This is a genomic window from Glaciimonas soli, assembly GCF_009497155.1.
Taxonomy (GTDB): Bacteria; Pseudomonadota; Gammaproteobacteria; order Burkholderiales; family Burkholderiaceae_D; genus Glaciimonas; species Glaciimonas soli.
Genome location: NZ_WINI01000001.1, coordinates 656631 through 682064, shown reverse-complemented (window position 1 = coordinate 682064; position 25434 = coordinate 656631). Strand labels below are relative to the sequence as shown.

Genomic DNA, 25434 nt, shown 5'->3' with positions numbered 1-25434 from the left:
GCACGACTAAGGGCGATTCGCATTTTACTTGGCTTTTTTCATGCCCGGCCAGTTGTGATCCATCTCGCCCAGCTTTCTGATCCATTTCGTTTTGCTGTTGCAGCTGCTTTTTCATGCGCGTAAGTAACGCAACGATGTTGAATATCCCAGCTATTTTTGTTTTGTTCGCAGATCGCATATCGTGCATGTGGGCTGCCATTTTCAATGGTGTGGTAATAGGGGTGATCGTCATCGTAAGCTTGCAGGCCTACACTGCCCGGATTAACCACGAGTCTTTCATTGGAAAGTGCATGAGTGCGTGGTTTATGGGAGTGCCCGCAAATGATTAAACTGTGTTGTATTCCCTCAGCAAAAAACGCAATTCTATTCGCACTCGCGAGGCGACTGCCATGTTCATCTACTTCCTCTAGAAAATAAGTGTGATCGGAGGAGGGCGTTCCGTGGCACATGAAAATATCAGTAGTAATTTCTAATGTCGGCGGTAGTAAGCTTAACCAGGTTTGATGCGTTGAAGTCGTATGATCGAAGGCAAATTGATCGGCGTTTTTTTGTTCGTCGGCAGTTGTTACATGATGGCACCTGGCGAGCAATTGTCGTTCGTGATTACCTGCAATGGTAGGTAAATTCAACGAAATTAATACATCAGCGGTGGCGGCAGGCTCTAAACAACCGGAGAGAATATCGCCAGCATTAACGATTAAATCGACACCTTGTTTTTTGATATCAGCAAGCACAGCCTCCAATGCCCAGATATTGCCGTGTATGTCCGAAAGCACTGCGATTTTCATTTGTATTGTCCAAAATACTTTTGATCGTCGAAAAAAAATAAGCGTGATCCAATTATATTGAATCACGCTTACTCCGTGTATTTAAGGCAAATTTACAAAAAAATTACATAATATTAATGCGGATAATCAGCATAAAAATCAAAGCACATCGCTAGCATGATCTGCCAATCGTGAACGCTCGCCACGTGCCAACGTCACATGACCACTATGCGACCAGCCTTTGAAACGGTCGACCACATAAGTTAATCCGCTTGATCCTTCAGTCAGGTAAGGCGTATCAATCTGCGCGATGTTTCCTAAGCAAATGATTTTGGTTCCAGGGCCAGCACGAGTAACCAGAGTTTTCATTTGTTTCGGCGTCAAGTTTTGTGCTTCGTCGATGATCAAAAATTTATTGACGAAAGTACGGCCGCGCATGAAGTTGAGCGACTTGATCTTGATGCGAGAACGGATCAGATCTTGCGTTGCAGCACGTCCCCATTCACCAGCATCAGAATCGGATTTGTTCAACACTTCCAGATTGTCGTCGAAGGCACCCATCCATGGTCCCATTTTTTCTTCTTCCGTACCTGGCAAGAAGCCGATATCTTCGCCGACCGGTACGGTGACACGGGTGACGATGATTTCGTTATAGGTTTTGGTTTCCAAGACTTGTGCCAATCCTGCTGCCAATGCCAGCAAAGTTTTACCAGTGCCTGCTTGCCCCAGCAAAGTGACAAAGTCACAGTCCGGATTCATTAACAGATTCAAGGCAAAATTTTGCTCGCGATTGCGTGCGGTAACTCCCCATACACTGTTTTTGGTATGGGCATAATCACGCAGCGTTTGTAGTACTGCAGTCTTGCCATTGATTTGCGCTACTTGGCCATAGAATGCAGGTTCACCATTTTTAGGTTCGATGAAAACGAACTGGTTCACCAGTAGTGAAGGCACTAATGGTCCGGTCAGGCGGTAAAACGTATAACCTGTACCAAATTTATTTTCTTGCCAGGATTCGATGCCTTTGCCGTGTTTGACCCAGAAGTCATCCGGTAATTGCTGTATGCCTGAATACAGCAAATCGGTATCTTCCAGCACATGGTCATTGAAATAATCTTCTGCTGGCAAGCCCATTGCGCGGGCCTTGATCCGCATGTTGATGTCTTTGGACACCAGCACCACAGGGCGATCCGGTGTCTCAATTTCGAGCCCGCGAACGACACCTAGAATTTGATTGTCCGCTTTACCGACCGGCAGGCCTTCAGGTAATGCCGCATTTTGCAGTTTGGTCTGGAAGAACAAGCGGCCTTTAGCATCTTTGTTGCCGAGCTTGGACAACAGGATGCCTTGATCGATTTCATGATCTGCAACGTTGCTCACTAATGCATCCAGTGAACGTGATACTTGACGCGCATTGCGCGCCACTTCTGACATTCCTTTTTTATGGTTGTCGAGTTCCTCCAACGTCACCATAGGCAAATAAATATCGTGTTCTTCAAAGCGGAACAGCGATGTTGGGTCGTGCATCAATACATTGGTGTCGAGTACAAATAATTTGGTGACCCCCGATTTGTCAGCAGCACGACTGGTACTGGATTTAGAGCGTGTTTCGGTTGGTTTGCTGGCTTGTTCTGCCGCAGTTTTCGATTTGGACTTGGATGTTTTGTCCGTTTGACGCGCTTCAACTATGCGCGCAACAACGGGCAATGGTGTGGCTTCAACGGGTTTAATTTTATTCCGCGCTTGTGGAGCCGCGCTAATGGATGTAACACGAGCGATGGGTTCGACTGCGGCGATATGGGGTTTAACGGCTTTGCCAGCCTCTGCTTTTGGGTAATCCGCAACGGATAATAGGGCAGCGGGTTTGGTTGGTACTTTTGGTAATGGCATAAAAACCTCGCTTTAGTGGTGACGCTTCAGTGATTAAAAATAGTCCGTTTTGATAATGGCACGAACCAGTCCATCCGTGATCAGTCTAGCGTGAAAATGAAGCGTAAAAAAATAAAAAAGATTTATATCAATTTAATCATTGAAAATCCTCCAACACTGATCAAATTACAAATTGAAAAGTAAAAAGCCGCTTGAGAAGGCCTAAGGCCTTGTTCTCAAACGGCTTTGCTAAGAGTGCGTTATTCAATTCAGGTTGCTATCCAAGGGTTAAGCAAGGAATTTAAGTAAATCAAGTAAATCGTTAAGCAAGTGTTTTCACAAATTCCAGCACATCAGCAACGTGTCCAGGGACTTTCACTCCACGCCATTCTTTCACCAATTTACCATTGCCGTCAATCACAAATGTGCTGCGTTCTATACCGCGCACTTGCTTACCATACATATTTTTCATCTTCATGACATTGAACATGTTGCATAGCGTTTCGTCAGGATCGGAAATTAAATCGAAAGGCATTTCTAGCTTGGCCTTGAAATTCTCATGCGAACGCAAGCTATCACGGCTAATGCCGAACAAATGGGTATTGTGCTGTTGAAATTCTGGATACAAATCGCGAAATTGAATGCCTTCGGTAGTGCAGCCTGGCGTATTGTCTTTAGGGTAAAAGTAGAGCACCAGATTTTTACCTTGATAATTTGATAGGGTAAACGTCTGATCGCCAGTCATTGCAGCGGAAAACTCAGGTACTGTCTTATTAAGTATGGATGGTTGTTCTGCCACTTTATTATCCTGTTCTTGGAAAATGCTGACGCAATTATTCATGTATTGCTAGTGCAGAAAAATGTTAAGTAAGACCAAGCAGCTGCTTGATCACACCTATAGAGCAATCAGTAACTCAGGAACCACAAGTCGAGTTATTGATAGGTTGCATTATCATTTCCCCAGAACGCCCTGGCAATTCAGCCCATGTCAGCGGTAAGGTTGGTAAGGTCTGATTTTTTACCTGTTGGTAGTAATCTTCCATTGATACCAGATCGTAGCCTTGAGCACGCCAACCTTGTAGCAACTGCTCGAATATGGGGGCAAGTTTTTGACCTTCAAGCTCGGCATGCAAGGTAAATACGTGATCCCGTGGCTCGGCGGTCAGCTTCAATATATGCGCAGCGATGTTGGATGCATCTAATTCCGTACCATTGAAGCTGCGGCCAAGTAACTCATCCAAAGTCGGTAACGTGGTTGGCAACTGTATGCACTGCAGGGTTTTGCCATTGACACTTAAACGATGCGGGCCAGCAGCAGGATCGGCCAAATCACCCGCATCTGTCAACATGGCACGGCCATCGGACGAGTAGGCGATGTTGAACGTTTCTAGCTGTTCAAATGCAAAAGGATTCATTTGCCAGCCAGCTGCGCCGTGAGTTCTTGGGGCTACGCCAAAGACATGTTTGAAGCGGTCAAATGCGCGTTGCATGGTGGCTTGCGTCCATGCCGCATCTCGTTGTCTGACGTGATCCTGCCAGACACGATGATCCCAGGTGTGGATGCCGCACTCAAAGCCCGCCGTTTGCACCGCTTGCATGTAACTGGCGCAGGTTTTTCCTATATCGGGCGCCGGCAATAAAACACCGTACATCAAGGTTTTGAGACCGTAATGTTCGACTACAGAAGTGCGGGAAACTTTACTGAAGAAGCCGGGGCGAAACACTTGTTTCAATGCCCAGCCGGTGTGGTCAGGTCCGAGCGAAAATAAAAATGTCGCACGTGCTTGATATTTTGTCAGAAGACGTACCAGATTAGGTACGCCTTCACGTGTGCCGCGATAAGTGTCGGCATCGATTTTAAGAGTTAATAGAGGCAAGTTAGTTTTAATCCATCAATCCACGTGCTTCCGCTACATGGGTACGGTAAGCATCAAAGATATTGCGCAAGGTTTCGCCCATAGTAGTGGTCGGTTTCCAATTGAGTTCATCACAGGTATTGGTGATTTTTGGAACGCGATTTTGCACGTCTTGATAGCCTTTACCGTAATACGCGGTAGAAGTCGTTTCGACGATTTGTACTTTTTTCGCAGAATCAGCATATTCCGGATAAGTCGCAGCCAATTTCAACATCATATCGGCCAAGTCACGGATCGAATAATTATTGACTGGATTACCAATGTTGTAGATTTTGCCGCTTGCGACACCGTCTTTGTTGTCGATGATTTTCATCAGAGCATCAATGCCATCGCCGATGTGTGTGAAGGCGCGCTTTTGTTGACCGCCATCGACTAACGAAATGTTTTCGCCGCGAACAATGTGACCAAAGAATTGTGTCACAACGCGTGAACTACCTTCTTTTGGCGTATGGATAGAATCCAGGCCAGCGCCAATCCAGTTAAACGGACGGAATAAGGTAAAGTTGAGTTTATCTTTTTCTTCCATGCCATAACCCCAGATCACGCGATCCATCAGTTGTTTGGCGCAAGAATAAATCCAGCGTGGTTTGTTGATTGGGCCGCAGATCAATTCGGATTCTTCAGAATCAAATTCTTCGTCGTGACACATGCCATAGACTTCAGATGTCGACGGGAAAACCAAATGTTTGCCATATTTTGCGGCTGAGCGCACGATAGGCAGATTGGCTTCAAAGTCCAGCTCAAATACGCGCAGCGGATTGGTGACGTAAGTCGATGGCGTCGCAATTGCTACCAGCGGCAAAATCACATCACATTTTTTAACATGATATTCGACCCATTCTTTATTGATGGTGATATCACCTTCAAAGAAATGCATGCGTGATTTGTATTCTTCATTTTCTAACAAATCAGTGATGCGATCAGTCATCATGTCCATGCCGTAGACGTGCCAATCGGTGGTTTCCAGAATCCGTTTGGATAAATGATGACCGATGAAACCGTTAACGCCGAGGATGAGGACTTTTTTCATATGTATTCTTCTTGGTAAGTATTGCTAAATATTATTTAATGAATATTATTTACTGTTTTTGCTGGAGAATCGCTTGCAGCATCGCTGCAGAAACAGATTTTCCATCAGATGTAAGTTGGTGAATCAACAGCGCGTGACCGTCGCCGCAAACGCCGAAAATGCAATTATCCACTACTGCTAAGCCGATAGGCAAATTTGATAGCAGATTTAATGTATCACTATTTAGCAAACGCGCATTTTCAATCACGAATGTTTGTTGGTTGATAACAGTCCATGCGCCCGGGTAGGGCGGCGCGACGGCGCGATATAGGTTATATACCTGTTGTGCCGATTGTTGCCAATTGATTTGTCCATCCTCTGGCTTGCGGCCTCCAAAATAACTACCTTGTGAAAGGTCATTGGGAAGTTGTGGCGTTTGCCCAGCCAGCATCGCCGGTAATACGCGCCAAAGCGTCTGTTCTGCCGCCACCACTACTTTGCCAAATACTTCATGCGCAGTATCGTCGGGCAAAATCGGCACTGATGTTTGGGCAACGATGGCACCGGCATCTGGTTTAGCGGCCATTTCATGCAAAGTTGCGCCGGTTTCTGTTTCACCATGCAGTACCGCCCAATTGATAGGTACGCGACCGCGGTATTTAGGCAGTAAGGAACCATGCATGTTGTAAGCGCCATGTTTAGCTAGCGCCAGCAAATTGACCGGCAGCATATGACGGTAATAGAAGCTGAAAATAAAGTCGGGCTGCAGCGTTGCAACTTGCGATAACAATTCGGGTATGCGCGGATCGTTTGGCGCTATCGTCGGAATGCCATGCTCAAGGCAAAGCGCAGCTACCGACTCGAACCAAATCGTTTCTTGCGGATTGTCTTCATGGGTAATCACCAATTTGACATCAACTCCACGCGCCAGCAGGACTTTCAGACAGCGCACACCAACATTGTGATAAGCGAATACGACGGCGGTTTTGATTGTGTCACTCATAACATGATTCTCACGATGCATCTTTATCTTCGGCAGATGACTGCTCTAATGTCGCTTGGACCACATAGCGCGGACGTGCGCGTACTTGCTGATAAATGCGACCAACATATTCGCCGACTAAACCGATTCCAAATAGTAGTACGCCAATCAAGAAAAAATTGATCGCAAACAGTGTGAAAACACCTTGTACCTCTGCACCCACTATAAAGCGACGTATTAACATCCCGATAAATAATGCGGCAGAAGCGAAGGCTAACAAGCCGCCCGCAAGCGAAAAAATCTGTAATGGGACCAAGGAGAAGCCGGTTATCAGATCGAAATTGAGACGGATCAAGCTATAAAATGAATACTTGGATTCGCCTGCAGAGCGCTCTTCATGCTCCACAATAATCTCAGTTGGTTTGCGTGAAAAAGTGTAGGCCAACGCCGGCACGAAGGTATTCACTTCTTTGCATTGATTAATCATATCAACCACATTGCGGCTATAAGCGCGCAACATATTGCCTTGGTCGGTCATCTTGATATGGGTAACTTTTTCGCGCAAAAGATTCATTGCTTTAGAAGCAATAGTGCGCCAGGCAGAATCTTGTCGTTCGCGGCGAATGGAGCCAACGTAATCGTAACCTTCATGCACTTTGGCGATGAGATTGCCGATTTCTTCCGGTGGATTCTGTAAGTCAGCGTCCAGTGTTACGACGATATCCCCACGGCTAGCTTCAAAGCCGGCCAGGATAGCCATGTGTTGGCCAAAATTCCCGCTAAATAACACTACACGCGTAACGTCCGGGCGGAGTCGAAATTGATCCGCAAGAATCGCAGCCGAGGCATCACGGCTGCCATCATTGACGAATACGATTTCATACGTCTTGCCCAATGCATCCAATGCCGGATACAGGCGCGCGAATAATTTGGCGAGACCGGATTCTTCGTTATAAACCGGGATAACAACGCTCAGTTCTGGTTTCATGAGTCTTAGAAAAATATAATTGTTGTTGCGGTTTTAGTGCGCGAGTACCGATTTTACCGCGTCTACAGCACGCTCGACATCGCTGGTGGTCATTACATTAAACATCGGCAATGTAACAATCAAGCGTCCTACTTTTTCTGCAATCGGGAACATGCCTTCTTTGAAGCCGCGTTCACGATACATTTTCAGCAAATGGATAGCGGGATAATGATAACCAATGCCGATGCCGCGTTCTTGCATTTGTTCCATGAATGTGGCGCGGGCAGGGCGACCATCTTTGCGTTCAGGCAGTACCAATTGGAACATATGCCAGTTACTATTTTCAAAATCAGGCACTGGCAATTGCGCGCCATATTTTTGTTCAAAATCACTGCCTAAACAAGCAAAATAATGTTGCGCCAGTTTTTTGCGATGTGCGGTAATGGCTTCTATGTGCGCAAATTGTCCAAGGCCGATGGCGGCTGCTACATCGGTCATGTTAAATTTTCCACCTAAGACATCAACATCCAGCCCATCAAATCCGGTGCGAGTGACACCTTGGAGGCGATATTTTTCTGCTAATCGCGCTTCATCAGCATTGTTCAACACCAGGCAACCGCCTTCGGAGCAGGTGATGTTTTTATTGGCTTGAAAACTAAATGAGCCAAAATCGCCAAAAGCACCAATGCGTTGGTTTTTCCAGGTAGAGCCAATTGCTTGCGCCGCATCTTCGACGATGCGTAAATTATGCTTTTTGGCGATGGCGTATAACCTGTCCATGTCGACCGGTAAGCCAGACAAGTACACCGGAATAATCGCTTTCGTGCGTGGCGTAATCGCTGCCTCTACTTTATCCAGATCGATATTGCGGGTAACCGGATCAATGTCAGCAAATACTGGTGTAGCACCGGTTTCGATGATGACATTGGCGGTGGCGACCCATGAAATGGGTGTGGTGATCACTTCATCGCCAACACCGATGCCGGCTATGCGCAAGGCAATTTCCATCGTGCAGGTGCCGGAGTTAAAAGTACGTACCGGACGACCGCCAAAGTACTCTGATAACTGCTGTTCAAAGGCCTGTACTTTAGGACCGCTGGTAATCCAGCCGGAACGTAATACATCACTTACAGCGGCAATGGTGGCTTCGTCAATGGTAGGTTTGGAAAATGGTAAAAATGGTAGTTGGCTCATGAGATCTTGTCCAAAAAATATCGTAAGTAAAGCGGAGTCTAAAGCGCAATTAGACTCGCCGCATTGAGTGATTAGCTACGCGCCAATAATGCTACACCAACAATAATGATCGCTATCGCGAGCAAACGTTGTAGCGATACCGCTTCACCCAGAAAATACCAGGCGCCGACAGCGCTGATAATGTAGCCCAGCGACAGCATTGGATAAGCAATCGTTACATCTACGCGCGACAGACCAATGATCCAGACGATGAGTGAAATTGCATAACAGGCCAGACCGGCAAGTATCGGCAATTGGCTCACCAGTTTGATGCCAGTGGCAAACCAGTTTTGCGGCGTCAGACTGATAACGCCAACGGCATTGGTTCCGGCTTTCAAAAACAACTGTGCGGCTGCGTTTAAACAAATACCTGTAAAAAGAAAAATAAAAGCGGTGATGTTCATGTGTCCTCAATAAGCTGACGGTGCTGGTGCAGGGGTAGCTTCGTCGGTAGAGGCTGTTCCTGGTGCTTCAGTGGCTTTGTTTGTGTTGGCTGGCACAACAGGCGTGATGTTGTTATTCACCACCACCACACGGCGTGGGTCTTGTGCAATCACTCGCATAGGCACACCTTGCTGTTTTAACTCCGCGTAATTTTCCGGGCGGATGATGGCCATGTCTTTTTTACCGGCAGCCTGATCCTCAGTCCATTTTGTGACGAACCCAGCTATGGTAGGAATCCACAATTGCGGCTCTTGCTTGAGACCGAATTCCAGTTCATCCATATGCTGCACCATGGTCATGGTCCGGCGTAGATAAAATGGCAATGATTGTTCATATTTGCCGACCACGAATAATTGCGTATCCGGTGTCAACTCTGCTTTGATGGCAGGGAGGAGGTCAACACCAGCAGAGTAGCGTCCTTGCGCGTCATGGCCATACATCAGGGCCTGACCACCAATGAAGCCGCTGACAGCAAGGGCAACGATCGCCCATTCTTTTTGACGGCGCGACAACATCAATGCCGCAATTGCGCCAATAGTGGCAATCACTGAGGCTGCAAATACCCAAGGTACATGCGCTTCCATCAATGGTTTTGAAAATGCATCTTTGGCTAGTGTTGGGATTTTCCATGCCAGCGCCATGCCGATTACGCCCGGAATTAAGAGTAACCAGGCAGAAGCATTAATCGCTTTGTTCGATGCTTTGTCCAAGTGGCAAGCGATCAGCAATGCCAGTGATGGAAAAATCGGCAAAATGTATGACGGCAGTTTGGAGTCAGAAATGCTGAAAAAGAAGAAGATGAACAACGTCCAGATCAACAGCATCTTTTTCGGCTGAAAGCCGGAGTCGGCACTGCGTTCATGCGCGCCATTCCACAAACTTTGGACCAATACGCCCAGCCAAGGAATGATGCCCAGCACCAAAAGAGGCACGAAATAATAAGGCGGACCGTAACGGTGATGGATTTTACTAGTGAAGCGTTCGAAGTGTTCGTGGATGAAAAAGAAATAAGGAAATTCCGGATTCTTAAGCGAAATGAGGACAAACCAAGGCGTCGCGATAACAAAGAAAAGTATCAATCCTTTGATCAAGTGCAAACGCTTCCAGATACCCCAGTCGCGCGAAAATAGCGTGTAGAGCACCAGTACAGCGCCCGGTAAGACAATGCCAATCAAGCCTTTTGACAAGACCGCCAGCGCCATCCCAGCCCAGCACAACAGCATGTAATTGCGCTGCTCTGTTTTGGTTGCATCGCTACGCTGTGCCAGCAACAATCCGGCCAGCGAGATCGTCATCATGCCAGACAGGCCCATATCGAGCGTATTGATATGGCCCAGGCCAGCCCAAAAAAAGCTCGAACCAAGTACTAGAGCTGCGAAGAAGCCGACGCGCTCAGAAAATACTTTGCGACCAGTAAATGCAACCAGCACCACGCCCAATAGGCCACATAAGCCCGTCCATAGGCGGGCTTGCCACTCACCCAGACCAAAAACCTCGAATGTGAGTGCATTCATCCACGTTTGCAGTGGCGGTTTCTCAAAATATTTGATACCGTTTAAGCGCAAAGTAATCCAGTCGCCTGTAGCGACCATTTCCCTTGCCATTTCGGCATAACGTCCTTCGTCGGTCGGCACCAGAGTGCGCGCACCCAGCATATAGAACCAGATTATGCAAAATAAGAGAAAAAGCAGCCAGACAAAGGTTTTGGATTTATGCAGTTCACGCATCTTTTGAGTTTTCCTCTGATTGTGTGTTTGAGGCGTCAACATCGCTGTTAACATCGGTGTTAAAAATGAGTGCCAGTGCAACCTTGCGACCTTCTGCCATCAAGATATTGTAAGTGCGACAAGCAGCTTGATTGTCCATGCATTCAACCCCAATACGGCGATCGGTCAGCACGGTGGTGAGCTTAGGGTGGACGAAGCGCTGTTTTAATCCAGTGCCCAATATCACGACGTCGGGATTGGTACTGGCGATGTGCGCGAAATGTTCTGCATGCAAGCGTTCAAAGCCAGGCACAGGCCACGCCACGGGAGCGGTTTCCGGCAGCACCAGCAAACTAAATGTAAAGCGCTGTGCGTTGATTTCCACACCATGATCGTCATAGGCGGTCACAGTTTGGTATTGTTGGGTGGCGGTGTGGTGAAGTTTCATAGGTTCTTCATCTGATTGCGAGCATGCCTGCTTATTGAATGTGTTAATAACAATAGCTTATGACAACAATCAGCGCGGCAGTTTCCGTAAAATGACAAATAAAGTGCTGCATTGTAGCGTTTTCCGCATGCTCAGAAGTGTGTTTACATAAATATCTGAATAGAAATTAAGTGTAGACGAAATTTATTAGCGTTTTGCCTGAGAGATACAAAACTGGGCATACGACGCGCTTGCATGCAACTTGCACGACAATTAGTCGATAATTTGGTTGATAAAGCTCTATGCTTTCGGCAGAATGACTGGTTCTGCCCATTATTTAAGAAACGCCCCTAACAGCTAAGGATTGCATTGTGCGCCCGATTCAGAAATCGAAAAAACTAGATGACGTATGTTATGACATCCGTGGCCCTGTGCTTGAAAAAGCGCGCCAGATGGAAGAAGAGGGTCATAAGATCATCAAGCTGAACATTGGCAATCTGGCTGTGTTCGGTTTCGAGCCGCCGGATGAAATCGTGCAGGATATGATCCGTAACATGGGCAACGCTTCTGGCTATACCGACTCCAAAGGCATGTTTGCGCCACGTAAATCGGTGATGCATTACACCCAGCAAAAGAACATCAAAGGCGTCAAGATTGAGGATATCTACCTCGGTAATGGCGCGTCGGAACTGATCGTAATGAGCATGAATGCCTTGCTCAATACCGGCGATGAAGTATTGGTGCCGTGGCCGGATTATCCGTTGTGGACAGCGGCGGTCAGCCTTTCCGGCGGCACACCGCGTCATTACATCTGTGACGAGCAGAACGATTGGTTCCCAGATATCGAAGATATCAAAAGCAAGATCAACGCCAACACACGTGCAATAGTTGTCATTAATCCGAACAATCCTACCGGCGCTTTATATCCGGATGCGTTGTTGCAGCAAATTGTTGATTTGGCGCGCGAGCATCAATTGATTGTTTTTGCCGATGAAATTTACGACAAAGTCCTATACGACGGCCAAACGCATACCTCAATTGCCTCTCTGGCGGATGATGTATTGTTTGTTACCTTCAATGGCTTGTCGAAAAACTACCGTTCTTGCGGTTATCGTGCTGGCTGGATGGTGGTGTCGGGCGAGAAGAAACATGCTAAAGGCTATATTGAAGGTTTGAATATATTGGCCTCTATGCGCCTGTGTGCCAATGCGCCAGGTCAGTTTGCGATTCAAACTGCGTTGGGCGGCTATCAAAGTATTAATGATCTGGTTGCGCCTGGCGGCCGTTTAACCCGACAACGCGATATTGCACATAAATTGTTGACCGATATTCCTGGCGTGACTTGCGTCAAACCTAAGGCTGCGCTTTATATGTTCCCGCGTCTGGATCCACAGATGTATCCGATCGCAGACGATCAGGATTTTGCTTATCAATTGCTGTCGGAAGAGAAAGTGTTAATCGTACAAGGTACAGGATTTAACTGCCCGACCCCGGATCACTTCCGTTTAGTGTTTTTGCCTAATCCTGAAGACTTGACGGTAGCAGTCGGTCGCATTGCGCACTTCCTGGAAGGTTATCGCAAGCGGCACGGTAAGATTTAGTTCATATAGCATGTTGCCTCTCCTGCTTGCCGGTGAAGGGCGTTAACTTTAGTTGTTATTCATTTACGGATAGTAAAGATCATGAAATCCATCAAAGTAGGTTTGCTTGGCATAGGCACTGTCGGTTCCGGCACGTTTAACGTATTAAAGCGTAACCAGCAAGAAATTGCTGCGCGCGCTGGCCGTGGCATTGAAATTACGATGGTGGCTGATCTCAACACCGAGCGCGCCAAAGAATTGACCAACAATGAAGTAGAAGTGGTCAGTGATGCCAACCTCGTCGTCAATAATCCAGACATCGACATCGTCATCGAATTGATAGGTGGATATGGTATCGCCAAGGATTTAGTTTTGAAGGCAATTGCCAATGGCAAGCACGTAGTCACTGCGAACAAAGCGCTGATCGCTACCCACGGCAATGAAATTTTTAAAGCGGCACAAGAAAAAAACGTGATGGTCGCTTTTGAGGCTGCGGTCGCTGGTGGCATTCCCATCATCAAAGCGCTGCGCGAAGGCTTGACCGCAAATAGCATCGAATGGATTGCCGGCATCATTAATGGCACCACCAATTTCATCTTGTCCGAAATGCGTGACAAGGGTTTGGACTTTGACATTGTGCTGAAAGAAGCACAGCGTTTGGGCTATGCCGAAGCTGATCCGACTTTCGATATTGAAGGTGTCGACGCCGCACATAAATTGACGATCATGGCTTCTATTGCATTCGGTATTCCGGTGCAGTTCGACAAAGCGCATGTGGAAGGTATTACTAAATTGCAGGCAACCGATATTCGCTACGCCGAGCAACTCGGCTATCGTATCAAGCTGCTCGGTATTACCAAGCGCACTGATGCCGGGATTGAATTGCGTGTGCATCCAACGTTGATTCCAGCTAGCCGTTTGATTGCCAATGTAGAAGGTGCAATGAACGCCGTACTGGTGCGCGGTGACGCGGTGGGTGAGACGCTGTATTACGGCAAAGGTGCAGGCGCAGAGCCAACCGCCTCGGCAGTGATCGCTGATTTGGTCGATATCACACGCTTGGCAACTGCTGATCCAGAACATCGCGTACCGCATTTGGCATTCCAACCAGATGCCATGGCCGACACCAAAATTTTACCGATGGCTGAGATCACCACCAGCTATTATTTACGTATGCATGTCACTGACCAGGCTGGTGTGCTGGCGGATGTCACGCGTATCTTGGCCGATTCATCGATATCTATTGACGCTATGCTGCAAAAAGAGCCGGCAGACGGCGAAACTCAGACCGATATCATTATGCTGACGCATAAAACGCAAGAAAAGAACGTCGAAACTGCCATCGCTAAAATTGAAAATTTAGCGACAGTAGTAGGTAAGGTTACTAAAATTCGTTTAGAAGAGCTGAACTAACGAACGTTAAACCAGTTCTTTCGACGTGCTTTGATTGAAAAAAGAGGTTGGCGCAAGTCGACCTCTTTTGCTAAGTAAAATGGCTGAAATTAGAAGGGAAATTTATGCGTAATCCTATGTGTAAAGTTATGCTCGCTGTATGTTTGTTCTGCCCGATCTTTGCTTTCGCAGATGCCTCGTCAGAGACTCAACCCAAGCCAGCTATGCAAGACGATCAGCAGCTAGCATTGCCGTCGCGCGAGCAAGTGCAGGCGCAATTGGAAGATCCCTGCGTCACGCAACGTAACACTGGCGAAATGGAACAATGTTCGAAGACACAGTTTGCGCAGGCCGAAAAAGAATTGAATCTGGCGTATCAAGTGCTGTTGAAAAAATTGTCACTCCCTGATGAGGCTGATCTTAAATATTCACTCGTCAAAAAACAGCTGGTGACGGCACAAAGAGCGTGGCTGACTTTCCGTGAAAATGATTGCAGGGCACTGGAAACGTACAACGCTGGCGGCTCGATACGCTCCATTGCCTATCTAAATTGTATGGTGAGCCATACTGAAGAACGCACTAAGGATTTACAAGAATTTATTCCGGGCGGATTATAATTTTTGTCAGCAACTCTTCTCACTCTTTGCCAATATCGCGAAGAAATTCGTAAAAGTCGCTTCCTGGCCCAAGCTGCGCCAATTAGCAGTGCGGAGGAGGCGCAAGCCTTTATCTCGCAGTACAGTGACCTTACTGCTTCGCATAATTGCTGGGCATGGAAATGCGGTCAACAATATCGCTTCAGCGATGCGGGCGAACCCAGTGGCACGGCAGGGCGGCCGATTTTGGCCGCCATAGAAACGCAAGACTGGGATCAGTGCGTCATCGTCGTTACTCGCTGGTATGGCGGCATACAACTAGGCACAGGTGGGTTGGCGCGTGCATATGGTGGCAGTGCTGCCAAGTGTTTGCAGTTGGCTGAGCGCTGCGAAATCATCCAACGGCAACGCGTCACTTTTCATTGCAGCTTTGCGTTATTACCAGTGCTCAAAGCGCGCGTGATGGAATTGAACGCGCTAATTGAGTCTGAAACCTTTGATGCGCACGGCGCGCAAATGATCTTGGCTGTGCCCGATGACGTACTGCCAGCTTTACAACAAATGCTGGCGGATCTCAGTCGTGGGCAAATCCAATTCAGCAAGTTGTGATGCGGGATGCATCACCTCATTAGCAAAAACACATAAAAACATTAAAAATCGTTCAAATGCATGGCTTTTGGCGACTAACTGTCTGTTTTATGTAGCAGTCGGAAATAGTATGCTTGATTTTTGATTGATTTTGGGAAACTATGGCAAGGTCTCAATAATGCTTTATTTGTGTGGATACCTTGTTTTTAAACGTTACTCAAGGAATGATCATAATGAAGATAAATAAATTGAATCTTGCTCTATTGGCCTTGTTCTGTACTTTGGCCTTGAACGCTTCAGCACAAAGCTCCACCATGACGTACAACCCATCCTGGTATGTAGAGGGGCAAGCAACATTGCTTGATGCCTATACCGGTTTCCTGAATGGCCAAGATAAGAATGCTCCAGGTGTTGGTTTGAGCGTTGGCCGAGCATTATCCCCAGACTGGGATGTGCAACTTGGCACCACTTACTCGCGCTACAGCAAAGACGGCGGCACCTATAAACAAAATACCTTGGGCGTCGATGCCTTGTACCTGTTTTCGCGTAGCGCCTGGCAACCCTATTTACTAGTTGGTGGTGGGGCTGAATATGATAAAAGCAATTATTATAGTTACGAAGCATCCAAAACTTCGCCGTACTTGAACGCTGGTCTTGGCTTGCGTTATGCATTCAGTGACCAATGGGCCGTGGATGCAAACATCCACGCTGCACATGCATTTTTAAGCAGCAATAACAATTTCAACACGCGTGACAGCGGTGGAGCTAACACACTGAAGTTGGGCATAGGCTTGATGTACACCTTTGGCAGAATGCCTGCCGCTGCGCCTGTCGTAGCAGCGGCGCCAGTAATGGCCCCGATGGCACCACCACCGCCTCCGGCGCCGCGCTTCGAAAAAATCACGTTGTCGTCGACTAGTTTGTTCGCTTTTGATAGTGACAAGTTACGCTTGCCACAACCGGAACTGGATAAATTTGCCAGTGTGATGGCATCGAATAATCAAATCGGCAATGTCAGTATTACTGGCTACACTGATCGTCTTGGCTCTGATCAATATAATCTAAGATTGTCACAGCGCCGTGCAGAGACTGTGAAAGCTTATCTGGTTAGTCACGGTGTTGATGCATCTCGTTTGACCGCGATTGGCAAAGGAAAAAGCAATCCAGTAGTTCAGTGTAATCAGAAAAATAAAGCAGAACTCATTAAGTGTCTGGAGCCAAACCGCCGAGTTGAATTGGAAGATATTACGATTGAAAGACAGGTGAATTAAGCAGCTGCGCAATTTTACAAAGTAACGATGCCCGATGTAGTTTGTCGGGCATTTTGTTTTTATAGATTGATGTGAAATAAACTATAAGTCTTGATGGTTGCGGATTACTTCTTAGGAAGCCATTGTTTAAATGGCGCAATATCCAATCCGGGCTTCACCCACCAGACTTTGCGCGCCACATCCCATTGTGCGCCTAATGCTTTAACGATATCTCTATCCGCATAGGCAACCGCCAGATCAATACGCGTTGGTTGCACGATGGCGCGCGACTGATTTTGTTCGACCGCTGCATCGGCCTGTGTTTTAGAAGACGGCAATGCCATGCGTTGAATGAATGCGCTGCGGTTGTTGCCATCGCTGGGTGAAATCAACGTCAGACGTAGTTGTGCTCGTGTGATGCCAACATAGAACAGATTTTCTTCTTCCTTATGGTCTTTCATCAAATTGGGAAACTCACCGTTTTCCAGGAATGGCAAAATAACGTGATTGAATTCCTTGCCCTTGGCATTGGTTACGCAGTCAAGTACGACCAAATCTTTGCTTTTTCTTGATGTGAAAAAACTATCCACGAGCGTGATCCATTCGGAAAATTCCCGCAAACTTTTTTTCGATTGTTGCGCCGCTTCGATGAAACCATCAATGGATTTTGAAACGATGGCGGCATCGTAAGGGTTAATGTAGATACGCTTGGCGACTGCTTTTAAATCCATGCGATTACACACCTCGGCAAGGGCAATCGCGGCAGATGTTACTGGCGGGAGTTCTTTCATGTAGTTGACTGCATCAACTATCGCTGCCTTTTTTCCGGTTGCGTCTCGTTCAAATCTGCCGCTGAAGAAACCGCGCAACAGGCTAGGTACCTCTGATACATCACGTATGTCGTAGCCCATTTCCGCGGGGACGTATTCAAGCTCGCCAAAAAGTATCAGTGAGTCGATGATTTCTTTGCGCACCGCCATTGATTTTACGGTGGATAGATTGTCTAGCGCGATGGCGATCATGCCGCGCAAGAAAAGAATTTCGTCGCACTGAAGATAGCTCTGCATGCTAAGCGTTCGATAACCTATCTTTGCATGTACTAATGCGTTTTCGATGGCGATAGCCTGATGTCGATCGCGTAGCAAAATCGCACAAGTGTCTAATGGATATTTCTCAGATTTCCATTTGTTAATGGCATCCACAACGCGATCAGCACAGCTGCTGTCATTTTCTGCACTATCGTTGGCGCCGTAATGAAGTTGTTTGATTTCTGTATGCAACGGCAGATTGGAATCTACTTTTTTATTTTTAAACTCGCCTGTGGCATAGGCCAAATGTGGGCCATGACGATATGTCATGGTGAGTGGTAAACGCACGGTGCCGGGAAAAAGGTCATTGAAGCGGTGGCGCAAAAACATGGCATCTGCACCAAGCTTTGAATAGATGACCTGATCCTTATCGCCGGCACCGACGAAATAGAGTTTATCCATGCCGAGCAGGGCGACTAAAATTTGAAACGATGCTTCATTCAAATCGTGCAATTCATCACAAACGACTAGGCCAAAATGCGGCAGGGCATTTTGAGTTTCAGGGTTGAGCACCAAATTGCGTGCAAGATCGTACGTTGCATCAAACGCGCCTCTAAACAAAATTTCGTCGCTATTTCCCAAGCGAATATTTTCATATTCCAGAGTTGTTAAGTAATCAGTCAATGGCACATCGAGTTGCCGGGCTATTTCCTCTAAGCCCATATCCTGAACATCAATTTCTAGCGACAACGTCGCTTTCAGTTGCAACTGACATGCAATGAATTGGCTAATAGCGATGTTATGGGTGCGGATATCTAAAAAGTCGACTTGCCCCAGGTAATGTTGACTGACGCGGCGAATCGCTTCTAGGACAACCAGCTTTTGATCTTTCTCCGAAATGTGCGGGGGAATATCCTCTTCCAGGTTGCGCAGTACTGTTTCCGCAAATTCTTCAAACGTGTGCACGCGCAGCAGCGCGATTGTTGCTTGTGGGATGCCCAGGTCCAGCAACCGCGTTTTCATGACATCTTTCGCTTCCGGCGTAAACGTGAGAGCCAGAATCTTTTCAGGCGGCAGGCCACGCGCAATCGCCTCACCGATTCTGAGCGCTAAAGTGGTCGTTTTAGCCGCACCAGCATTTGCCTCAATCAACGTCACCTTGCGTTGAGATAATTGAATGGCGAGTTGTTCTTCTGTGGGAATCAAGCCATGCGGTGTGAAGCGCACGGGGTTGGTGTTGTTCATTATTACCAGGTCCGGTGGTGTTACAGGGCTGTTCAACGCCAAAATCAAGAAACCCGTCAAGAAATCCGTCGTCCTCGCGAACGCGGGGATCCAAATTACGTTTTCAATTTCAATTGCAACATGGATTCCCGCGTTCGCGGGAACGACGAATTGACATTAAGGGAGCATTGAACAGCCCTGGATGGTGTTAGGTGAGGTGGTCGGTGGTTCCGTGTTTAGTTCTGCGGCGATTGTCACCGCAAATTTCACTCTAAATTCTGCACCTGCTCCCGCATCTGATCTATCAATAACTTCAATTCCATAGACGCGTCAGCCAATTCCTTAATCGCAGCTTTGGAGCCGACGGTGTTGGCTTCGCGGTTCAGTTCTTGCATCATGAAATCGAGACGTTTGCCAACTTGGCCACCTTTTTTCAGGATGTGGCGAGTTTCACTCAAGTGTGCCGCCAGGCGTGACAGTTCTTCGGCGATGTCGATGCGGATGCCATAGAGGGTTACCTCCTGACGAATTCTATCCAGCACTTCTTCTCGTGACGCTACCGGGCTTGCATTCTCTGCGCTTGTTTGTTGCGCCAATCCCAGCGCTTCTTGCATGCGGGTGATGGCTTTTTGCTGGAATTGGGCGATCACTTGCGGCACTAGCGGTGTAATGCGTTGAACGATCGCTTCCATGGTGTCGATACGGCTGACAATGGCCGCGCTCAATGCTGCGCCTTCACGGGCACGGGACTCAACAAAGGCATCCAGTGTTGTCGCCAATGTGGCGATCACGTCAGCTTGTAGGCTTTCCTGGCTAATGTTGGCTTCTTCGATGACACCTGGCCAGCGTAATATTTCGCCAACAGATAGCGGTTTGGCATCGGTGAACTGTTTTTCTATGGTCTTTTGTAAATCCATTAAGTTGGCCAAGACGGTGCTGTTCAGAGCCTGGCTGTTACCGGTATCGGCTTTACGGCCAAAACTCAGGCGGCACTCTACTTTGCCGCGATTTACCCGTGCCATGATTGCCTCGCGCAGCGCCGGCTCTACCGAGCGCAAGTCATCGTTGAGGCGAAATTGCAGGTCGAGGAAGCGCGAATTGACGCTTTTCAGTTCGACTGTAATCGTACCAAAGGCGCTTTCACGTGTATTGACGGCATAGCCAGTCATACTGAAGGGGGTCAGAGAGTTGTTCAAAATGCGATCCTTTTTTGTTTCTTCTTTACAATTTTATGAATAATCAAGACAATCTCACACTAATTGAAGTGTGCAAAACAAAAAGCAAAACCTAACTAGAGGAATAGTATGGCTGCACAAAATAATGCCCCATTGCCCGATGGGCTCAAAATTGCGGGATATCGCATTGTAAAGAAGATTGCATCCGGTGGCTTCAGTATTGTGTACCTCGCGTATGACGAAGATGGCAATGCGGTTGCGATTAAAGAATATTTGCCAAGTTCATTGGCATTACGTCAATGGGGCGAGCTGGCACCTGCGATTCCTCCGGAAAATCTGCCGACTTTTCGCATCGGTCTGAAGTGTTTTTTTGAAGAGGGCCGTGCATTAGCCAATATTACGCATCCCAATGTGGTCAGCGTCTTGAATTTCTTTCGCGCTAATGAAACAGTCTACATGGTGATGGCGTATGAGTCTGGTCGCTCACTACAAGAACATATTGTGCGACGCCGTGAGAAGGGCGAGAAGCCGCTGGTATCCGAGAAATTTATCCGCAAGATGTTTCGCCATGTGATGAACGGCTTGCGCGAAGTGCATACGCATAAGTTGCTACATCTGGATTTGAAGCCAGCGAATATTTATTTGCGTGCTGACGGCACGCCGATTTTGCTCGACTTCGGTGCTGCCAGACAGACTTTGCGCACTGATGCACCTAAGCTTTATCCCATGTATACGCCGGGCTTCGCGCCGATCGAGCTGTATGAAAGAAATGGCAATCTGGGGCCGTGGACAGACATTTACAGTATAGGTGCATCGATTTTTGCCTGTATGGTGGGCGCACCTCCGCAACCAGCGGATCAGCGTAAAACCAGTGACAAGATGGAAGGGCATTTGCGTAAATTAGAGGGTATCTATTCTGCCGAATTAATTCAGGTAGTGCGTTGGAGTCTGATGTTAGACCCGATGCAGCGCCCGCAAAGTGTGTTTGCCTTGCAAAGAGCATTAGCGATGCCAGTGGTAGAAGAAAAGGTCACGCTGACTGATCAAGTGAAACGCAAAGTGCGTGGCATGTTTTTTACCCATTTAGATTTCCGCTCCATGCTTCGCAAGCAAGAAGCGCCGTTGAATACGATGATTCAAGAGAACACCCAGTAGACTTCTTTTGTAACCTACTGCGAGAATCAAGATTGCGTCTGTGATGCTCACCGTACCTGGGTACGGCTGCAAGGTTTTAACATCGTCGGCATAATCTTGACCCGCTCGCTACGGTTTCGAAAGGAGTCTGGTAAGCGCCGATTAATATATCAACTAAAGAATTTGCATGCGATTTTCTGTTTATCAAGAAAGCCACATTGGCGGCCGTAAAGTCAATCAAGATCGAATGGGTTATAGCTTTACACGCGATGCGTTGTTATTGTTATTAACGGATGGCATGGGCGGTCATTTGCATGGGGAAATCGCGGCAAATATTGCGATGCAAACCATCGGTGCGTTATTCCAAAAAAATGCTCAGCCTTATATCAAAAAACCAGAACGGTTTTTGGAGGACAGTTTTATTGCTGCTCATATGGAAATTCATCGTTTCCACGAAGTGCATAAACTGGCCGAAACGCCAAGGACCACGGTAGTTGCCTGTCTGATTCAGCACAACAGTGCGTTTTGGGCGCACTGCGGCGATTCGCGTTTGTACTGGATGCGACAGGGGCAGATTTTGGCGCGTACGCGTGATCACTCGCGGATAGAAACCTTAATTGCGCAGGGCAAAGTCGATCCATCGGAACGCGCGACGCATCCTGATCGGAATAAGTTATTTAATTGTCTGGGCGCGACCAATATGCCAATGGTCGAACTCTCGCGCCGTGTCAGCCTGCAGGCCGGTGACGTGATGTTACTGTGTTCGGACGGACTGTGGTCGATGTTGCCAGATCATTTGATGGCGCAACGTTTGCAAAGCAATACGATAGTACGTGCGGTCCCTGATTTGATTTCGAGTGCGGTTGGTATTGCCGGCAAACACAGCGATAATGTCACTGCATTGGCATTGGCGTGGGGCAGCAATGGCAATATAGATGATCCTTTGACATCAATAGCGACACACACCTTGCCAATTGGCAGTTTAACCACGACAATTCAGGCCCCGCGCATTTCGGCCACCGACGAGACTGATGCATTTGACGATGTGGATATAGAGAAGGCGATAGAAGAGATTCGCGGCGCGATTGAAAAATCCAATAACGTCACTATGCCGAGCGGCGCAGCGTTGAAATCAAGCGATGCGCAAGACTACACAAAAAAATAGCTGAAGATAGGTGAAATGGGCTTCGTGTATTTCATCCATCATTAAGCTCAGATTGTCGGCTCTGTTCATTGAGCAGGCCTGACGATTAAACAAACAAGGAACTAATGATGTCATCTATTACACGCCCCAGCGGACGCTCTGCTGACTCGTTGCGCGAAGTGCGTCTGACACGCAACTATACCAAGCACGCTGAAGGTTCAGTATTGGTCGAATTCGGTGATACCAAAGTGATTTGCACAGCTAGCCTGGAAGATAAAGTACCTGGATTCTTGAAGGGTAAAGGGCAGGGCTGGCTGACCGCGGAATATGGCATGCTGCCACGCTCGACCAATACCAGAATGGACAGAGAAGCTGCACGCGGCAAACAATCGGGCCGCACTCAGGAAATTCAACGTTTAATCGGCCGCTCTTTGCGTGCTGCGTTTGATCTGGAAGCTTTCGGCGAACGCACTCTGCATCTTGATTGTGACGTGATTCAAGCTGATGGCGGTACCCGTACTGCCGCGATTACCGGTGCCATGGTGGCGGCATATGATGCATTTTCCACGTTGGTGGAAAGCAAAGCAATCAGCGCAATGCCGCTCAAGCATTTTGTGGCAGCGATTTCGGTCGGGGTATATCAAGGCTCACCAGTACTGGATTTGGATTATCTGGAAGATTCCGGTTGTGATACCGATATGAATGTTGTGATGACCGATGCCGGTCACTTTATTGAAGTGCAGGGTACGGCAGAAGGTGCAGCATTTGATCGGGCAACGTTGAATAGTTTGCTGGAGTTGGCGCAAGCGGGGATTACTGATTTGATTGCCTTACAACGAAAAACTCTGGGTTTGAGATAATACCGTAAGGGCGTAACGGGCAAGACTCGGCCACGCCCGTGGTATTTCGTATCTATCGTATCTATTAACCTCATCTCAACAGTCGTTGATAATTTCCAGGACACGCCAAACCGTGCCCGACCACTCCCTCTATGAACACTCTGATTTTGGCGTCGAATAACGCTGGCAAATTAAAAGAATTCGGGCAGCTACTGGCCACCGTCGGTTTCGACGTCCATCCACAAGGTGAATTTAACGTCCCCGAAGCAGATGAACCTTACCTGACGTTTGTTGAAAATGCGCTGACCAAAGCGCGCCATGCCGCGCGTCTGACTGGTAAGCCCGCTTTAGCAGATGATTCCGGCGTTTGCGTGAATGCTTTGCACGGCGCACCAGGTGTATTGTCAGCACGTTATGCTGGCGAACCGAAATCAGACGCAGCAAATAATCGCAAATTGATCGCTGATCTGGCGCAGCACACCGATAAATCGGCTTACTATTATTGCGTTCTGGTCTTTGTTCGTCATGCCGACGATCCGCAGCCGGTGATTGCCGATGGGTGCTGGCACGGCCAGATGATCGCGGAGCCACGCGGCGAAGGTGGTTTTGGTTATGATGCGCATTTTTTCTTGCCGGCATTGGGGAAAACAGCAGCGGAACTAAGCGCCATTGAAAAAAATGCAATATCGCATCGCGGCCAGGCTTTGCGTGCGTTGGTCGAGAAATTACGATGATTCCTATTAAACCAATTGGTAACGTCGGTAAGTTAGCCGATAAGCCAAACGCAATAAAGACTGAGGGTAAATTAGACGGTGCAGCGCAAGCTGCGCTGGCCTATTTGCAGCCGGGCGCGTTGCATCTGAGTGCTTTGCCGCCGTTGTCGCTCTACGTACACTTCCCGTGGTGCGTTAAAAAATGTCCTTATTGCGATTTCAATTCGCATGAGGCGCAGGGTGGAATCGGATTCCCCGAGGAAGAATATCTGGCGGCATTACGTGCTGATTTAGAAAGTGCCTTGCCGCTGATTTGGGGACGCAAGATTTACTCCATTTTTATCGGTGGCGGCACGCCCAGCCTGATGTCAGCTGCGGGTTTGGACAAGTTGATGTCGGATATCCGTTCCTTGCTGCCATTGGATGGCGCAGCAGAGATCACGATGGAAGCCAATCCAGGCACCTTTGAGGTCGAAAAATTCAAATCATATCGGCAGAGCGGCATCAACCGTTTGTCGATTGGCATTCAAAGTTTTAATGGCCGTCATCTGCAAGCATTGGGTCGGATTCACGATGACGGCGAAGCGCGTCGTGCGGTAGAAATAGCGCAAAAAACTTTCGATAATTTTAATCTTGATCTGATGTACGCCTTGCCATCGCAGACCTTGGCAGAAGCGCAGCAAGACGTCAGTACCGCGATTAACTTCGCACCGCCGCATTTGTCTTTGTACCATCTGACATTGGAACCGAATACGTATTTTGCCAAATATCCACCGGTCGTCCCCGATGATGATGCCAGCGCTGAAATGCAAGACATGATCGCAGAACTCACCACAAATGCCGGTTATGGGCATTACGAGGTTTCGGCTTATGCGCAAGCTGGCCGTCAGGCGCGTCACAATTTGAATTACTGGCAGTTTGGTGATTATCTGGGTATTGGCGCAGGCGCTCATTCCAAGCTATCTTTCCCGCATCGCGTGATTCGGCAAATGCGTTATAAGCAGCCGAAAACCTATCTTGAGCAAACGCGTTTGGGGAATGTGATTCAGGAAGAAACCGAAATCGCTCGTGGCGAACTTGGCTTCGAATTCATGCTCAATGCATTGCGCCTGAATGCTGGCTTCGAGCCGAATTTATTCGCCGAACGCACTGGCATGTCTATCAATGTGATTGAAAAAGCATTAAATGACGCAGAGGCCAAAGGTCTGCTCTATCGCGATCATCAGGTTATCAAGCCAACTGCTTTGGGTGAGCGTTTCCTCAACGATCTGCAACAAATGTTTTTGCAAGACTAGATTCTTCCCTCCTATTGGCTTTCTGCCAGTTCCCATCGAATTGTAAGAGTAACGGCAATACGGTTATGCATGCTGACCGTATTGCTGTTGTAAATTTTCAACTAATTTGCCCTTCGCGCCTGTTGTCAGCATTTTGTCAGCTTTCCATCAGGTTGC

At 47.8% G+C, this 25434-nt stretch carries 23 protein-coding genes; 10 read left to right on the top strand and 13 right to left on the bottom strand.

What is annotated here, in order from left to right; genetic code table 11:
* Positions 1-38 precede the first annotated feature (38 nt).
* The 11 genes from GEV47_RS03155 to GEV47_RS03105 form a co-directional block, all read right to left on the bottom strand.
* Complete coding sequence (locus GEV47_RS03155) at positions 39-854, bottom strand: metallophosphoesterase family protein (protein ID WP_322741528.1); 816 nt, start codon at positions 852-854, stop codon at positions 39-41.
* Between the two features lie 72 nt (positions 855-926).
* Positions 927-2657, bottom strand: a complete 1731-nt coding sequence (locus tag GEV47_RS03150) for a PhoH family protein (RefSeq protein WP_153233235.1) — start codon at positions 2655-2657, stop codon at positions 927-929.
* Positions 2658-2958: 301 nt separating this feature from the next.
* Positions 2959-3477, bottom strand: coding sequence for a peroxiredoxin (locus tag GEV47_RS03145; RefSeq protein WP_153233234.1), 519 nt, complete (start codon positions 3475-3477; stop codon positions 2959-2961).
* A 73-nt stretch (positions 3478-3550) separates the two neighbouring features.
* Positions 3551-4513 carry a polysaccharide deacetylase family protein gene (locus tag GEV47_RS03140; protein ID WP_153233233.1) on the bottom strand — a complete coding sequence of 321 codons (963 nt, stop codon included), beginning with the start codon at positions 4511-4513 and terminating at the stop codon, positions 3551-3553.
* A 7-nt stretch (positions 4514-4520) separates the two neighbouring features.
* Positions 4521-5582, bottom strand: coding sequence for a bifunctional UDP-4-keto-pentose/UDP-xylose synthase (locus GEV47_RS03135; protein ID WP_153233232.1), 1062 nt, complete (start codon positions 5580-5582; stop codon positions 4521-4523).
* A 49-nt stretch (positions 5583-5631) separates the two neighbouring features.
* The gene (locus GEV47_RS03130) at positions 5632-6564 is read right to left on the bottom strand and encodes a formyltransferase (protein WP_153233231.1); all 933 of its coding nucleotides are present in this window, start codon (positions 6562-6564) and stop codon (positions 5632-5634) included.
* Positions 6565-6574: 10 nt separating this feature from the next.
* Entirely contained in the window at positions 6575-7531 is a 957-nt protein-coding gene (locus tag GEV47_RS03125; RefSeq protein ID WP_153233230.1) for a glycosyltransferase, read from the bottom strand.
* 33 nt (positions 7532-7564) lie between these two features.
* Positions 7565-8704: a DegT/DnrJ/EryC1/StrS family aminotransferase gene (locus GEV47_RS03120; RefSeq protein WP_153233229.1), complete on the bottom strand. Its 1140-nt coding sequence runs from the start codon at positions 8702-8704 to the stop codon at positions 7565-7567.
* Between the two features lie 71 nt (positions 8705-8775).
* Positions 8776-9147, bottom strand: a complete 372-nt coding sequence (locus tag GEV47_RS03115) for an EamA family transporter (RefSeq protein ID WP_153233228.1) — start codon at positions 9145-9147, stop codon at positions 8776-8778.
* A 6-nt stretch (positions 9148-9153) separates the two neighbouring features.
* On the bottom strand, positions 9154-10914 hold the full coding sequence (locus GEV47_RS03110; RefSeq protein WP_153233227.1) for a glycosyltransferase family 39 protein: 1761 nt from the start codon (positions 10912-10914) through the stop codon (positions 9154-9156).
* A complete protein-coding gene (locus tag GEV47_RS03105) occupies positions 10907-11341 on the bottom strand; it encodes an Mth938-like domain-containing protein (protein WP_153233226.1) in 435 nt (144 codons plus the stop codon). Before GEV47_RS03105 ends, GEV47_RS03110 begins: the two co-directional genes overlap by 8 nt.
* Positions 11342-11691: 350 nt before the next feature.
* Here GEV47_RS03105 and GEV47_RS03100 point away from each other — a divergent pair, with 350 nt between their 5' ends.
* The 5 genes from GEV47_RS03100 to GEV47_RS03080 all read left to right on the top strand — a co-directional run bounded on the left by GEV47_RS03100 (position 11692) and on the right by GEV47_RS03080 (position 16747).
* Complete coding sequence (locus GEV47_RS03100; RefSeq protein WP_322741526.1) at positions 11692-12921, top strand: pyridoxal phosphate-dependent aminotransferase; 1230 nt, start codon at positions 11692-11694, stop codon at positions 12919-12921.
* A gap of 81 nt (positions 12922-13002) precedes the next feature.
* Entirely contained in the window at positions 13003-14313 is a 1311-nt protein-coding gene (locus GEV47_RS03095) for a homoserine dehydrogenase (protein ID WP_153233225.1), read from the top strand.
* A 128-nt stretch (positions 14314-14441) separates the two neighbouring features.
* The gene (locus GEV47_RS03090) at positions 14442-14909 is read left to right on the top strand and encodes a lysozyme inhibitor LprI family protein (RefSeq protein WP_194270560.1); all 468 of its coding nucleotides are present in this window, start codon (positions 14442-14444) and stop codon (positions 14907-14909) included.
* A 3-nt stretch (positions 14910-14912) separates the two neighbouring features.
* A complete protein-coding gene (locus GEV47_RS03085) occupies positions 14913-15497 on the top strand; it encodes an IMPACT family protein (RefSeq protein WP_153233223.1) in 585 nt (194 codons plus the stop codon).
* 212 nt (positions 15498-15709) lie between these two features.
* On the top strand, positions 15710-16747 hold the full coding sequence (locus tag GEV47_RS03080; RefSeq protein ID WP_153233222.1) for an OmpA family protein: 1038 nt from the start codon (positions 15710-15712) through the stop codon (positions 16745-16747).
* 104 nt (positions 16748-16851) lie between these two features.
* Here the strand turns inward: GEV47_RS03080 and GEV47_RS03075 are convergent, their stop codons facing one another.
* Entirely contained in the window at positions 16852-18999 is a 2148-nt protein-coding gene (locus tag GEV47_RS03075) for an ATP-dependent helicase (protein ID WP_153233221.1), read from the bottom strand.
* A gap of 245 nt (positions 19000-19244) precedes the next feature.
* Positions 19245-20147 carry a YicC/YloC family endoribonuclease gene (locus GEV47_RS03070; RefSeq protein WP_153233766.1) on the bottom strand — a complete coding sequence of 301 codons (903 nt, stop codon included), beginning with the start codon at positions 20145-20147 and terminating at the stop codon, positions 19245-19247.
* Between the two features lie 135 nt (positions 20148-20282).
* Between GEV47_RS03070 and GEV47_RS03065 the strand changes: the two genes are divergently transcribed.
* From GEV47_RS03065 to hemW, 5 genes are all read left to right on the top strand, one after another.
* Positions 20283-21308 carry a serine/threonine protein kinase gene (locus GEV47_RS03065; protein ID WP_153233220.1) on the top strand — a complete coding sequence of 342 codons (1026 nt, stop codon included), beginning with the start codon at positions 20283-20285 and terminating at the stop codon, positions 21306-21308.
* 166 nt (positions 21309-21474) lie between these two features.
* Positions 21475-22452 (top strand): PP2C family protein-serine/threonine phosphatase, encoded by a 978-nt coding sequence (locus GEV47_RS03060; RefSeq protein WP_153233219.1) that lies wholly within the window; start codon positions 21475-21477, stop codon positions 22450-22452.
* Positions 22453-22559: 107 nt separating this feature from the next.
* Positions 22560-23291: a ribonuclease PH gene (gene rph, locus GEV47_RS03055; protein WP_153233765.1), complete on the top strand. Its 732-nt coding sequence runs from the start codon at positions 22560-22562 to the stop codon at positions 23289-23291.
* A 131-nt stretch (positions 23292-23422) separates the two neighbouring features.
* Positions 23423-24004 (top strand): RdgB/HAM1 family non-canonical purine NTP pyrophosphatase, encoded by a 582-nt coding sequence (gene rdgB / locus GEV47_RS03050; RefSeq protein WP_153233218.1) that lies wholly within the window; start codon positions 23423-23425, stop codon positions 24002-24004.
* The gene (gene hemW / locus GEV47_RS03045; RefSeq protein ID WP_153233217.1) at positions 24001-25278 is read left to right on the top strand and encodes a radical SAM family heme chaperone HemW; all 1278 of its coding nucleotides are present in this window, start codon (positions 24001-24003) and stop codon (positions 25276-25278) included. The genes rdgB and hemW overlap by 4 nt, the downstream gene beginning before the upstream one ends.
* The last annotated feature ends 156 nt before the right edge of the window (positions 25279-25434 follow it).